Origin of the sequence: Neorhizobium sp. S3-V5DH, from assembly GCF_004343065.1 — a bacterium.
GTDB classification, from domain to species: Bacteria; Pseudomonadota; Alphaproteobacteria; order Rhizobiales; family Rhizobiaceae; genus Neorhizobium; species Neorhizobium huautlense.
This window is the reverse complement of sequence record NZ_SMCL01000007.1, coordinates 1-12,590: the sequence shown is the minus strand read 5'-3', so window position 1 is coordinate 12,590 and position 12,590 is coordinate 1. Positions and strand designations below refer to the sequence as shown.

The 12,590-nt window shown below is 61.5% G+C and carries 13 protein-coding genes; 8 read left to right on the top strand and 5 right to left on the bottom strand.

Annotation, left to right across the window (positions count from 1 at the left end):
- Positions 1-6 precede the first annotated feature (6 nt).
- A complete protein-coding gene (mtaB, locus tag EDE09_RS12560) occupies positions 7-1,293 on the bottom strand; it encodes a tRNA (N(6)-L-threonylcarbamoyladenosine(37)-C(2))-methylthiotransferase MtaB (protein WP_132410757.1) in 1,287 nt (428 codons plus the stop codon).
- A complete protein-coding gene (gene dapF / locus EDE09_RS12555; protein WP_132410755.1) occupies positions 1,290-2,192 on the bottom strand; it encodes a diaminopimelate epimerase in 903 nt (300 codons plus the stop codon). Before dapF ends, mtaB begins: the two co-directional genes overlap by 4 nt.
- 209 nt (positions 2,193-2,401) lie before the next feature.
- On the opposite strand from dapF, the gene EDE09_RS12550 reads away from it, so the two are divergent.
- Together EDE09_RS12550 and EDE09_RS12545 are read left to right on the top strand one after the other, a co-directional pair.
- On the top strand, positions 2,402-4,354 hold the full coding sequence (locus EDE09_RS12550) for an elongation factor G (RefSeq protein WP_132410753.1): 1,953 nt from the start codon (positions 2,402-2,404) through the stop codon (positions 4,352-4,354).
- Between the two features lie 153 nt (positions 4,355-4,507).
- On the top strand, positions 4,508-5,212 hold the full coding sequence (locus tag EDE09_RS12545) for a hypothetical protein (RefSeq protein WP_132410751.1): 705 nt from the start codon (positions 4,508-4,510) through the stop codon (positions 5,210-5,212).
- A 13-nt stretch (positions 5,213-5,225) separates the two neighbouring features.
- Here the strand turns inward: EDE09_RS12545 and EDE09_RS12540 are convergent, their stop codons facing one another.
- Complete coding sequence (locus EDE09_RS12540) at positions 5,226-5,813, bottom strand: biliverdin-producing heme oxygenase (protein ID WP_132410749.1); 588 nt, start codon at positions 5,811-5,813, stop codon at positions 5,226-5,228.
- A 53-nt stretch (positions 5,814-5,866) separates the two neighbouring features.
- Positions 5,867-6,949 carry an MBL fold metallo-hydrolase gene (locus EDE09_RS12535; protein ID WP_132410747.1) on the bottom strand — a complete coding sequence of 361 codons (1,083 nt, stop codon included), beginning with the start codon at positions 6,947-6,949 and terminating at the stop codon, positions 5,867-5,869.
- A gap of 302 nt (positions 6,950-7,251) precedes the next feature.
- Here EDE09_RS12535 and ffh point away from each other — a divergent pair, with 302 nt between their 5' ends.
- The 5 genes from ffh (at position 7,252) to trmD (ending at position 10,918) form a co-directional block, all read left to right on the top strand.
- Positions 7,252-8,808, top strand: coding sequence for a signal recognition particle protein (ffh, locus tag EDE09_RS12530; RefSeq protein WP_132410745.1), 1,557 nt, complete (start codon positions 7,252-7,254; stop codon positions 8,806-8,808).
- Positions 8,809-8,822: 14 nt separating this feature from the next.
- The gene (locus EDE09_RS12525) at positions 8,823-9,140 is read left to right on the top strand and encodes a chorismate mutase (RefSeq protein WP_132410743.1); all 318 of its coding nucleotides are present in this window, start codon (positions 8,823-8,825) and stop codon (positions 9,138-9,140) included.
- Between the two features lie 36 nt (positions 9,141-9,176).
- A complete protein-coding gene (rpsP, locus tag EDE09_RS12520; protein ID WP_112803462.1) occupies positions 9,177-9,542 on the top strand; it encodes a 30S ribosomal protein S16 in 366 nt (121 codons plus the stop codon).
- Positions 9,543-9,659: 117 nt separating this feature from the next.
- Positions 9,660-10,226, top strand: a complete 567-nt coding sequence (gene rimM / locus EDE09_RS12515; protein WP_132410741.1) for a ribosome maturation factor RimM — start codon at positions 9,660-9,662, stop codon at positions 10,224-10,226.
- Positions 10,223-10,918 carry a tRNA (guanosine(37)-N1)-methyltransferase TrmD gene (gene trmD, locus EDE09_RS12510; protein WP_132410739.1) on the top strand — a complete coding sequence of 232 codons (696 nt, stop codon included), beginning with the start codon at positions 10,223-10,225 and terminating at the stop codon, positions 10,916-10,918. Before rimM ends, trmD begins: the two co-directional genes overlap by 4 nt.
- Here the strand turns inward: trmD and EDE09_RS12505 are convergent.
- Positions 10,900-11,646: a sulfite exporter TauE/SafE family protein gene (locus EDE09_RS12505; protein WP_105374466.1), complete on the bottom strand. Its 747-nt coding sequence runs from the start codon at positions 11,644-11,646 to the stop codon at positions 10,900-10,902. The genes trmD and EDE09_RS12505 overlap by 19 nt on opposite strands.
- Before the next feature lie 262 nt (positions 11,647-11,908).
- On the opposite strand from EDE09_RS12505, the gene rplS reads away from it, so the two are divergent.
- Positions 11,909-12,454, top strand: a complete 546-nt coding sequence (rplS, locus tag EDE09_RS12500; protein WP_105374467.1) for a 50S ribosomal protein L19 — start codon at positions 11,909-11,911, stop codon at positions 12,452-12,454.
- Positions 12,455-12,590: the final 136 nt, after the last annotated feature.

Genomic DNA, 12,590 nt, shown 5'->3' with positions numbered 1-12,590 from the left:
CTTCCGTTATGCTGCCCGAGATGAGGCAAGGGCCGGCGCGACCTGCATTTCGAGGTGCTTGCCGTTGTGCCCGGTAATGATAACGCGCTTGAGGTCGCGGGGAACAAGGCCGGGCGCTGCCACCAGAGAAAAGTTTTCCGTATGCGCCTTGCCGTTGTTCTCGACGACAATGACTTGCTCCGTCCCGATCATACGGTCGAGATGAGCGCGGTGCAGCGCCTCCCCGCGTCCACGCAGACGCGCTGCACGATCCTTGATCAACCCCCGGTCGAGTTGCGACATCCGGGCCGCCGGCGTTCCGGGCCGTGGACTGTAGGGGAAGACATGCAGGAAGGAGATGCCCGCCTCCTCGGCCAGCCTCGCGGCGTTCTCGAACATTTCTTCCGTCTCGGTCGGGAACCCCGCGATCATGTCTGCACCAAACGCGATCTCAGGTCTCAAGCGCCGCGCCTGCTCGGCGAAGGCCAGAGCCTCGGCGCGCGAATGGCGGCGCTTCATCCGCTTGAGGATCAGATCATCGCCGTGCTGCAGCGACAGATGCAGGTGCGGCATGAAGCGCGGCTCGTCGGCGATGAGATCCCAAAGATGCTTGTCCGCCTCGATGCTGTCGATGGAGGACAGGCGCAGACGGAGGATTTCCGGCACCTGGCGCAATAGCGTTTTCGCAAGATATCCGAGCGACGGCTGGCCTGGCAGGTCGGTGCCATAACTTGTGGCATCGACGCCGGTGAGCACGATCTCGCAGTAGCCGCTTTCAGTGAGTTTGCGGGCCTGTTCGACGACGGCGCCCATCGGCACCGAGCGGGAATTGCCGCGGCCATAGGGGATGATGCAGAAGGTGCAGCGGTGGTCGCAGCCGTTCTGTACCTGAATGAAGGCGCGCACATGCCCGTCGATGTGCTTCACCATCTGCGGTGCGGTTGCCTTGACGCTCATGATGTCGTTGACGCGGAGCTTCTCTTCCGCCGAGACACCGAAGTCCGGCAGGCTGCGATAGGACGTGCTTTTCAGCTTCTCCTCGTTGCCGAGCACGGCATCCACTTCAGCCATGTCAGCAAAGGTCTGCTTTTCCGTCTGGGCGGCGCAGCCGGTGACGATGATGCGGGCATGCGGATTTTCGCGCCGGGCGCGGCGGATCGCCTGGCGGGCCTGGCGAACGGCCTCGCCGGTGACGGCGCAGGTATTGACGAGGATCGCGTTGTTGAGCCCAGCCTTTTCGGCCTCGGCCCGCATCACTTCCGATTCATAGGTGTTGAGCCGACAGCCGAAGGTGATGACCTCGACGCCGCTCATTTTGCCAGGACTCCCGGCTCTTCGTCCCGCGTGAAGGAACCCGTCTCCGGGTCGACCTTGCCCGACCATTCCCATTCGGCCGGGCCGGTCATGACGACATGATCGTCCTCGCGCCATTCGATGATGAGCGGCTGGCGGATTGGGCTGGAAGCAACGTCGATCGTCACCGTTCGGCCAGTGCGGCCCGTGCGAGCGGCGGAAACGGCAGATGCGCAGGCGGCCGAGCCACAGGCGAGCGTCAGCCCTGCGCCGCGTTCCCAGGTGCGGGTCCGCAGCGAGGAATTCGACGTGACCTGAGCCAGCGTAATATTGGCCTTTTCCGGAAACATTGGATGGTTTTCCAGAAGCGGCCCGAAACGCTCCAGGTCGAATTCCATCGGATCGCGATCCACCCAGAAGATAGCGTGTGGATTGCCCATCGACATGGCCGAAGGCGAATGCAGCACCGGAGCGTCGATCGGCCCGATCTGCAGCTCGATACGGCTCGTATCGAAGAACTCTTCGGCGAGCGGGATCCTGTTCCACTCAAAAACGGGGCGACCCATGTCGACGGAAACCGTCCCGTCCTCGTGTTCGACGGCGTTGAGGATGCCGGCGACCGTCTGGAAGGTGAAGGCCTTGCGGCCGGTCTCGGCGGCTAGCGCCTGTACGACACAGCGCGTGCCGTTGCCGCAGGCCTGCGCCTTAGATCCGTCGGAATTAAGGATGTCGATCCAGGCGTCGGTGCCCTGGGCCTTCGGATGGTGGATCGCCATGATCTGGTCGAACTGGGTCGCCGGATCAGCATTGAGCGCAACCGCAGCCTCGGGCGTAACCTTGTCGGTGCGGCCGCGCATGTCGACAACCAGGATCTTGTTGCCAAGCCCGTTCATCCTCGCGAATTCGACCATTGCACTCATTGGATCAGTTCCATCTCTGTTCGGGCTGTATATGGCGGAAACGCGTTAGAAATACCAGTGGGAACCAAAAGCGCCAACCATCGACCGATCGACTATGGACCTCGCCACTGCCCTTCATATTTAAGAATGAATGCAACCATCTAGAACGCTATCCCGGTTGAAGGCATTCTTGGTGTTCTGGTGCATGCTTTGGCAATGGAGGATCGCCGATGCGCTGCTTTACGGTATTGGGACCATCGCAGACGGGCAAATCCACGCTCGTCGCCAAACTCGCCTCACTGGAAGGCTCCCCCCGAAAGTACAGCTCTCCTTACCATCTAAGCCTGGCAGAATTTGAATTCATCAACGAACCATGGTGCGCGATCGATACGCCCGGTGCCAACGAGGCGCTCGCGATTGCGCAGGATTCACTGCTGGCAAGTGACGCCTGCATTCTTTGCGTTTCGCCCTCCCCCGACGATGCTGTACTGGCCGCACCTTATCTGCGCGCCATCGAGGCTTCGGCCACGCCTTGTATCCTCTTCGTCAACCGAATGGACGAACCCCGCGGGCGGCTGCGTGACGTGATTGCGGCGCTCCAGGCTTATTCGAACCATCCGCTCGTTCTACGGCAAGTGCCTATACGCGAAGGTGAGAAGGTCATCGGCAGCTGCGACCTGATCTCGGAACGGGCCTGGCGCTATCGCGAGGGCCAACCGTCCTCGCTGGTCGAGCTGCCGCAAAACATCCTCGAGCGGGAACACGAAGCGCGGGCCGAGATGCTGGAACAGTTTTCGGAATTCGACGATTGGTTGCTCGAAGAATTGGTCGAGGATCGCGAGCCTGCCAGCGATACCCTGTTCAGCATCGCTTCCCGTATCCTGAAGGAAAACCGGGTGATCCCGGTCATGTTCGGTGCAGCCTCTCATACGAACGGCGTCATGCGATTGATGAAGGCGCTGCGGCACGAAGCACCCCAGGTCGCCGCCCTTCAGGCTCGGCTTGCCGCGGCAGCGGGACTGGAGAATGAAAGACTCTCTGCCGTTAGCTTTCATGCATTTCATAGAGCCAATGTCGGGAAGACTATTGTCGTCCGGTCGATGATCGACGGTCTGAAGCAGGGCTCGCCGTTAAACGGCGCCGGTCTGGGACCCATCCAGGAAAACGGCAACGGCAAGGTGGCCGGCGCCGCCAGCAAGGCAGGCTCCATCTTCGCGGCAGTCAAATCCGACCATATTCCCATTCCGGCGCTGCTGACTTCCGGACAAGCCGCTGTCCCGCCCAATTGGGCGACGCCACCCACGCCGATGCTGGAGCGTATCCTGGTTCCCGTCAACGAGCGCGATGAAACAAAGCTTTCGGCAACGTTGGCGAAACTTGCCGAGACGGATCGCGGGCTCAAGGTCATGCAGGAAGAGGGTACCGGCGCAATGCTGGTCTGCGTGCAAGGGCCGGTGCATCTGCGCGAGCTACGCAACACTCTCTCGGAGGTGTTTCGCGTGGAAGTGACCGACGAGGTTCCGAACCCGATTTACCGCGAGACCATATCCAAGCCTTCGACCGTGCACTATCGCCACCGCAAGCAGACCGGCGGAGCCGGTCAGTTCGCCGATGTCCATCTGGACGTAAAGCCGAACGAACGGGGCGGTGGTTTCACCTTCGCCGAAACCGTCAAAGGCGGCACGGTACCGCGAAACTATATACCGGCGGTGGAGATGGGTGCGCGCGAGGCGATGGAGAAGGGACCTTTAGGCTTTCAGGTCATAGACGTCGGCGTGACCTTGACCGACGGACAGTATCACTCCGTGGACAGTTCCGACTTCGCATTCCGGGCGGCCGCAAAAATGGGCACACGCCAGGCCCTGTCCCAGGCGTCGGCTGTGCTGATGCAGCCGGTTTCACGGGTCGAGATCCACATCCCTTCGATCTTTTCGGGAGGCATAGTAACCCTCGTGTCGTCCCTGAAAGGACAGGTCCTGGGTTTCGATCGCGACGAAAATGCCAAAGGCTGGGACATTTTCAGGGCTCTTGTGCCCGGCGGGGCGCTGGAAGAGCTGACACGGTCGCTGCGGTCGGCCACCCAGGGTATTGGCTACTATTCCAAGACCTTCGATCATTTCGAGGAACTTTATGGGAAGGAGGCGGATGCCATCATCAACGCTCACGGCTCCGGCGGGCATTGAGGACGGCTCTGGCGTTCGGCCCTTCAGCCCTCGGATCGCGAATGTCGGTGCTGCTGCATATTTCATCCCATGCCGAATGCTCCCTTGGTTCTCGGCGATGGCGCAGCCTCGCCCCTCATGATAGGGGAGCCGTCACAAACAGGGCTTTGATCGATGTTACCTTGGATTCAGCTGGATCGCGCAGAGATACCGGGCAATGGCGGCGAACTGCGGCTCAAGCAGCGTGGCCAGGAATTCTCGATCATGCTGGGCTCCAACGAGTTGATGAACAGCCGGCTGAGCGGATCCGAAGAAGCGCTCGCTACTCTGGCCCATCAGAAAATCGCAGGCCGCCCACGTCCGGCCATCCTCATTGGTGGACTCGGCATGGGTTTCACCTTGCGGGCCGCGTTGTCGGTATTGCCTCCCGACGCCTCCGTGACTGTTGCCGAACTTGTGCCTGCGGTCATCGGCTGGGCACGTGGACCGATGGCCGGCGTTTTCCACGGCTGTCTCGACGATCCGCGCACGCTTATCCATCAGGGGGACGTGGGCGACGTCATTCGCGGCGCGCAGGGCAGGTTCGACGCCATCCTCCTGGATGTCGACAATGGTCCCGATGGCTTGACCCGGGCATCGAACGACCGCCTCTATGACGCTTACGGCCTGCGGGCGGCACGCGACGCTTTGCGGCCAGGCGGTGTTCTGGCGGTATGGTCATCCGGGCCGGACGAGGGCTTTACCCGACGCCTGAAACAGAGCGGCTTTTCGACCGAGGTCGTCAATATCCGTGCCAATGGCAAACGCGGCGGCGCCCGGCATGTCATCTGGATCGCGGCCACCGATCCCGCAAAACCCGGAGCTCGACGGGATCACTGATCTGAAGCAGGCGTCAGGCGAAAGTCTCTTCCACCAGCGCATGGACGCGCCGAAACGCTGCTCTGGCACCTTCAGCCGCGTCAGCCTCATCGGCCTCGGAGAGGGTGAGGCCGTTAAAAGCGGCGACAAAGGTTCGCCAGTGCAGGCCGCGTCCGTCGGGATGGCCGGCGAGATGGCGCGCACCGAATTTTTCCGACAGGTCGAGCTTTTCGGCTTCCTTCAGAAGGAACGCGGCTCCGAGGTTCGAACCTTCCGCCACATAGAGCCAGCCAAGCGCCGCCGGTACGCCGAGCGGTCCGGTCCGAGGGGTCAGAATCGGCGGGGCGCTGCCGGCGAGATCGGTTATGTCCCGCCGCAGGGCATCGAGCCGGCAACGGCTGGCGAGATCGGGCAGCAACGAGCCAAGCTCGGGAGAGTGATAAAGCGGCGATACATCCGCATGAAAGCAATGCTGTACCTCCAGAAACAATCCGTAGCGCTCGCGGCTGGCGAACGGCTCCGCCGCCATGATGCGCTGGTCGAGCCCATGATGGGCGGCATCGGTGAGCGCCTTGAGGCGCTGGATGCGTGTCTGCTGTTCAGTCGACGTCTGAATGTTCATGAGCAGACCCTATCGGCGTTTTCGAAGATGCCGTCAAACCGTTCCTCGAGGCCTCAGGCGGAAACCGCAGGAACTTCGAACACCTCGCCCGGCCGGAGAGGCCGGAAACGGTCGCGGGAAATGCGTTGCGCATCAAGCGCGGCGTAAAGCGCGGCGACCGGCTCCTCTATGCCCTCATTGGTGAGCTGGAACGTGCCCCAATGATGGCCGGCTACCGAGGCTGCACCACAAAAAAGCATGCCCTCCACCGCCTCTTCCGGATTTTGGTGCTGCGCTTTCATGAACCAGCGCGGCTCGTAGGCCCCGAAAGGCAGGTTGGCCAGTCGGAATCCGCCATGTTTTTCCTTGGCGGCCCGATAATTGATGCCCTGGTGAAAGCCGGTGTCGCCGATGTGATAAATCTTGCCTGCCGGCGTTTCGATCACGAAGGCGGCCCAGAGTGCCATTCGCCGATCTCCCATGCCTCGCGCCGACCAGTGATGACAGGGCTCGCAGTGGAATGTGACGTCAGGCGTGATGTTTTCACGCCCATCCCAATCCATGACAGTGATCGTCGCATCCGGCACATGCGACCGGATGATCGCATCATTGCCGAGCGGGGTGATGAACTGCGGCTTGTCGCGTCCCTGCAGCACCCAAAGCGTTTCCAGGTCCAGATGGTCGTAATGATTATGCGTGACGAGCACCACATCGATCGGCGGCAGGTCGCCGATGCGGATGCCGGGCGGATTGACCCGCTTCGGGCCGGCAAAGGAGACGGGGCTGGCGCGATCACTCCAGACGGGATCGGTCAGGATGTTCAGCCCGGCGACCTGGATGAGCAGCGACGCATGGCCGACCATGGTGACCACCAGCCTTTCGCCCGATATCCTCGTTTCCGGCATGGCTTGCGGAAGCGGGCTTGCAAACGCAGCCGGCCAATCGACCCTGCCGCCACCGAGCTGCCAGCGAAGGAGATTGAGCAATCCTTCGGGGTCCTCCCCGTTCGGATTGAAGAAATGCGTTCCGTCAAAATGATCGGAGATCGGGCCTGAGTAATACTTGTTCGCAGCCATGGCTCCCCTTGCCGCAAAGCCGCCCGCAAGCGCTGCGATCGCTCCGATACCGGACCATTTGAGAAATTTTCGACGGTTCATGCCAAAGCTATAGGATTGGCAATGGCCGGCTTCAAGCGACGAGTAACGGGTCGCGGAAATGTTACAGCGCCTGTGTAGCTTGACTTTCGCCGCCTTTTCCTGTTTAAGCCGGCGATCTGCTGACAAGTCGAGAACTTGGAGCCGCCGACCGGGGCCGATTTTACCGAGCCCGGAGGTCAACATCCGACAGCGCGTTGCGCCCTCGGGTGCTTTTTGGCTTTGCGCCTCCTGTGGCGCCTTGTTTTTGTCGCGGAGAAACCCGACGTTTCGGGCACTCCCGAAACGTGGAAAAGGAAGAAACGATGTTCGAAAGCCTCCAGGACCGTCTTGGCTCCATCTTGAGTGGACTGACTGGCCGTGGCGCATTGAGCGAAGCGGACGTCTCCGCCGCCTTGCGCGAGGTTCGGCGTGCGCTTCTCGAAGCGGACGTGGCGCTGGAAGTCGTCCGCTCCTTTACCGACAAGGTGCGGGAAAAGGCCGTCGGCGCCGAAGTTCTGAAATCGATCAAGCCCGGTCAGATGGTCGTCAAGATCGTCCATGACGAGCTTGTTGAAATGCTCGGTTCGGAAGGTGTGGGCATTGACCTGCATGCGGTAGCTCCCGTCGTCATCATGATGGTCGGCCTCCAAGGCTCGGGCAAGACCACCACGACCGGCAAGATCGCCAAGCGGCTGACCGATCGAGAAAAGAAGAAAGTGCTGATGGCGTCGCTCGACACGCGCCGCCCGGCAGCCCAGGAACAGCTTCGTCAGCTCGGTACGCAGACGGGCGTCGACACGCTGCCGATCATTGCCGGCCAGTCGCCGACCGATATTGCAGCACGCGCCGTGCAGGCAGCCAAACTCGGCGGTCATGACGTCGTCATCCTCGACACCGCCGGCCGCACCCATATCGATGAGCCGCTGATGCAGGAGATGGCGGAGATTAAGCGGAAGTCCAATCCGCACGAGATCCTGCTCGTCGCCGATAGCCTCACCGGTCAGGACGCCGTCAATCTCGCCCGCAATTTCGACGAACGCGTCGGCATCACAGGCCTCGTTCTGACCCGCATGGACGGCGACGGCCGCGGTGGTGCGGCGCTTTCGATGCGTGCCGTGACCGGCAAGCCGATCAAGCTCATCGGTACCGGCGAAAAGATGACGGAGATGGAAGAATTCCATCCTCGCCGCATCGCCGACCGCATCCTCGGCATGGGCGACATCGTCTCGCTGGTCGAAAAGGCTGCGGAAAATATCGACGCCGAAAAGGCGCGCGCCATGGCCGAGAAGATGGCCAAGGGCAAGTTCGACCTGAATGACCTCGCCGACCAGCTTCGCCAGATGAAATCGCTCGGCGGCATGGGCGGCATCATGGGCATGATGCCGGGCATGGCCGGCATGAAGGACAAGCTCGCCGCGTCGGGCATGAACGACAAGATGTTCGATCGCCAGATCGCCATCATACAGTCGATGACCAAGGCCGAGCGCGCCAACCCTGATATGCTGAAGCACAGCCGCAAGAAGCGTATCGCAGCCGGCTCCGGCACGGACGCTGCCGAAATCAACAAGCTTCTGAAGATGCACCGCCAGATGGCCGACATGATGAAAATGATGGGCGGCAAGGGCAAGGGCGGCATGATGAAGCAGATGATGGGCGGCCTTGCCTCCAAGATGGGGCTTGGCGGCGGAATGGGTGGAATGGGCGGCATGCCCGATCTGTCCAAGCTCGATCCGAAGCAACTTGAAGCACTGCAGAAGCAGGCGCAGGCCGCAGGTATCAAGCCCGGCTCGATGCCGGGTCTTCCAGGCGGCGGAATGGGCGGATTGCCCGGCCTCGGCGGCGGTTTTCCGGGTCTTCCCGGCTTGCCGAAAAAGAAGTGACAGGGAGGAAGTTCGTGGTTGATCCCGACGTCAAAGCCAGGCTTTCGAGCTACCGCCAGTCGATCGACAACATCGACGCGGCGCTGGTGCACATGCTGGCGGAGCGTTTCCGCTGCACCAAGGAAGTGGGCCTTCTGAAGGCCCAATACGATCTGCCGCCGGCTGACCCGGCGCGCGAGGAATTTCAGATCGAACGCCTCCGCCGGCTGGCGAAGGAAGCCCATCTGGACCCGGATTTCGCCGAGAAGTTCCTGAACTTCGTCATCAAGGAAGTCATCCGGCATCATGAAGCCATCGCCGCCGAACATGGCGGCACCAAACAATCCGCCTGACACCGGCGGACAACGGAAAGACTAAGGAGTAAGAAAATGTCCCTGAAGATTCGTCTCGCCCGCGGCGGCTCCAAGAAGCGCCCGTACTACCACATCGTCGTTGCTGATGCTCGCTCGCCCCGCGATGGCCGTTTCCTCGAAAAGCTCGGCGCATGGAACCCGATGCTCGCCAAGGACGACGCAAAGCGCGTCGAACTGAACGCCGAGCGCATCCAGGAATGGATCGCAAAGGGCGCACAGCCGACCGACCGCGTCCTGCGCTTCCTCGCCGAAGCCGGCATTGCAAAGCGCGACACCCGCAGCAATCCGGAAAAGGCAAAGCCTGGCAAGAAGGCCCAGGAACGCGCCGCCGAGCGTGCCCAAAAGGCCGCCGACGCAGCCGCTGCTTCTGCCGAAGCATAAGCTTTTCCGGGCCATTTTTTCGTGAAAAGGGCAGCGCGGCAACGCGCTGCCCTTTTGCTGTTTGCTTTTGGCCTCCCAGAGATTAAATGAAACGCAAATGGAACCGGAACGACCCGCATGACCAAGCTCGAAAACCCCGTTCTGATGGCGACGATAGGCGCTGCCCAAGGTCTGAGGGGAGAGGTCCGCGTGCGCTCCTACACGGCCGATCCGACAGCGCTGGGAGATTATGGCAAGCTGCATAGCGCCGACGGCCGGGCCTTCGAGATTCTCGAGGTCCGCGAAGCCAAGAACGTCGTAATCGTGCGGTTTCGCGGCGTCAACGACCGTAGCTCCGCGGAAAGCCTGAACGGCCTCGAACTCTTTATCGAGCGCGACAATCTGCCGGACGAGGAACTGGAGGAAGACGAGTTCTACTATGCCGATCTCGAAGGCCTCGAAGCGGTCGACCAGCACGGCAAGAGCTATGGTACGGTGAGCGGCGTATACGACTTCGGCGCTGGCGATCTCCTGGAGCTGAAAGGGCCCGGCCTCCGCCCGGCCCTGATCCCGTTCTCCGAAGCCGCGGTGCTGGAGATCGATCTTGAAAGCGGCAAGATCCTTATCGACCCGGAGGCGGCGGGCCTCATCGAGAACCCCGACGAAGGCTCAGCGCCTGGGCTTCCCCGCAAGGGCAAGAAATGAGCTTTCGCGCGACGGTCCTGACGCTCTACCCGGAAATGTTTCCCGGACATCTCGGCTTTTCGCTCGCGGGAAAGGCCATGGAGCGCAGCCAGTGGTCGATTGAAACCGTCCAGATCCGGGATTTTGCGGAGGATCGGCACCGGACGGTGGACGACACCCCGGCCGGGGGAGGTGCGGGCATGGTCCTGAAACCGGACATTCTCGCCAAAGCGATCGACCATGTTTCGGGAGGCGACAACCGCCCTCGCCTGCTGATGAGCCCGCGCGGAAAACCGCTGACACAGCAAAGAGTTCGAGAACTCGCTTCCGGAGATGGCGTGGTGATCGTCTGCGGCCGGTTCGAAGGCGTCGACCAGCGGGTGATCGATGCGCGCAATCTCGAAGAGGTTTCGATCGGCGACTATATTCTTTCCGGCGGAGAACCCGCGGCGCTGACGCTGCTCGATGCGGTGATCCGTATGCTTCCCGGCGTCATGGGAAATGCGCTTTCCGGCACCCATGAGAGTTTCGAGGACGGGCTGCTGGAGCATCCGCAATATACGCGGCCGCAGGTCTTCGAAGGACGCGAGATCCCCTCGGTGCTGACCTCCGGAAACCACGCCGCGATCGAGAAATGGCGGCTGGAGGAAGCGCGGAAGCTGACCGCCGAACGCCGCCCCGATCTCCTTTCCGATCAGCCGGTCGCGAAATAATAGACCGTCAGCCCGACCCCGACGGCTACCACGCACCAGCGCAAGACGGCTTGCGAGATACGCCGCGCCATCCAGACCCCGGCGTAACCGCCAAGTGCGCCGGCAGGAATCATCACCAGTGCTTCCGGCCACGCGATGACCCCGCCGCCGACGAAGACCACGATGGCGACGGCGGCGATCAATACCGCCAGCATATTCTTCAGCGCGTTGAGATGATGATAGCTGCCGCCGGTCGTGATGCCGAGCACAGCCAGCATCATGATGCCCATGCCGGCGCCGAAGAAACCGCCATAGATCGACGTCAGGAACTGACCGATGATGCAGGCCGGCGAGTTGGCCGACCGTTCCGCCGATGCCTTCGGCTTCAGCCACGGACCGGCGGCAAAGACGGCCGTCGCGGCCGCGAGCAGCCAGGGCACAATCTCACGGAAAGATGGATTATCGAGCGACAGGAGCAGGAAGGAGCCGGCGAATGCGCCGACGACGGATATGATGGCGAGTATTAGGGCGCTACGCCAGCGGTGAGATATCTCGTCCCAATAGGCGATGGTCGAGGTAATATAGCCCGGGAATTGAACGATCGAGGAGGTCGCATTGGCGGAAATCGGCGGCACCCCGGCAAGCGTCATGGCCCCGAAGGTCAAGAACGTACCGCCGCCGGCGATCGCATTCACCGCGCCTGACAGAAAACCCGCCGCAGCGAGCAATATGATCATTGTGATTGTCATTGATGTTTCCTCATCCCGTAGCCCCACATAACGGCAGAGGTGCCGGGCGGCAAGCAGGCGGCATTTCCGTCACAAAATCGCAATCAACGGGATGACAAACGGGACTCTTTCGTGTATTGGCGCAGCCGGAAATGGGAAAACTCCCGTCGACCAGCAACAAAGAATGGCGAACCCGCTCTGCCTAATAGCAAATTCCGAGGCGTGACCAAGGAATATTCATCGAGCGCTCTGGCTGTTTCAGAAGAACCAAAGGTTTGAGACGATGAACATCATTCAGCAGCTCGAGGCCGAACAGGCCGCCAAGATTGCAGCCAAGCGTACGCTTCCAGAATTTTCTCCGGGCGACACGGTCCGCGTCAACGTTCGCGTGACGGAAGGCAACCGTACCCGCGTACAGGCCTATGAAGGCGTTTGCATCGCCCGTTCCGGTGGCGGTCTGAACGAAAGCTTCACGGTCCGCAAGATCTCCTACGGCGAAGGCGTCGAGCGTGTGTTCCCGGTTTACTCCCCGATGGTCGAGAGCGTCGAAGTCGTTCGTCGCGGTAAGGTCCGTCGTGCGAAGCTCTACTACCTCCGCGACCGCCGCGGCAAGTCGGCTCGTATCGTCGAGAACACCGGCACCCGCGCCCGCAAGCTGAACGAAGCCGAGCGTCAGGCAGTCGCCGACGAGAAGGCACGTATCGAAGCCGAAAAGGTTGCAGCAGCCCAGGCTCTTGCCGCCGAAAAGGCGGCAGCGGATGCCGCCGAAGCAAAGGCAGCTGCAGAAGCCGCCGAAGCCGCAAAGGCTGCCGAAGCTTCGGCAGAATAAGCTTTCTGCTCGTTGATTTCGAAAAGGCGGCCTCCGGGCCGCCTTATACATTGAGAGGCCGGAGCGTCTGTTATGATGCTCCGGCCTCGTTTGTCATTGGGGTGATCGCAACACCGCAATGGCTGAGGGCAAAGCG

Excerpts from the sequence above, each read along its gene's own strand:
- mtaB (WP_132410757.1), bottom strand. The coding sequence starts at position 1,293 with ATGAGCGGCGTCGAGGTCATCACCTTCGGCTGTCGGCTCAACACCTAT.
- dapF (WP_132410755.1), bottom strand. The coding sequence starts at position 2,192 with ATGAGTGCAATGGTCGAATTCGCGAGGATGAACGGGCTTGGCAACAAG.
- EDE09_RS12550 (WP_132410753.1), top strand. The coding sequence starts at position 2,402 with ATGCGCTGCTTTACGGTATTGGGACCATCGCAGACGGGCAAATCCACG.
- EDE09_RS12545 (WP_132410751.1), top strand. The coding sequence starts at position 4,508 with ATGTTACCTTGGATTCAGCTGGATCGCGCAGAGATACCGGGCAATGGC.
- EDE09_RS12540 (WP_132410749.1), bottom strand. The coding sequence starts at position 5,813 with ATGAACATTCAGACGTCGACTGAACAGCAGACACGCATCCAGCGCCTC.
- EDE09_RS12535 (WP_132410747.1), bottom strand. The coding sequence starts at position 6,949 with ATGAACCGTCGAAAATTTCTCAAATGGTCCGGTATCGGAGCGATCGCA.
- ffh (WP_132410745.1), top strand. The coding sequence starts at position 7,252 with ATGTTCGAAAGCCTCCAGGACCGTCTTGGCTCCATCTTGAGTGGACTG.
- rpsP (WP_112803462.1), top strand. The coding sequence starts at position 9,177 with ATGTCCCTGAAGATTCGTCTCGCCCGCGGCGGCTCCAAGAAGCGCCCG.
- rimM (WP_132410741.1), top strand. The coding sequence starts at position 9,660 with ATGACCAAGCTCGAAAACCCCGTTCTGATGGCGACGATAGGCGCTGCC.
- trmD (WP_132410739.1), top strand. The coding sequence starts at position 10,223 with ATGAGCTTTCGCGCGACGGTCCTGACGCTCTACCCGGAAATGTTTCCC.
- EDE09_RS12505 (WP_105374466.1), bottom strand. The coding sequence starts at position 11,646 with ATGACAATCACAATGATCATATTGCTCGCTGCGGCGGGTTTTCTGTCA.
- rplS (WP_105374467.1), top strand. The coding sequence starts at position 11,909 with ATGAACATCATTCAGCAGCTCGAGGCCGAACAGGCCGCCAAGATTGCA.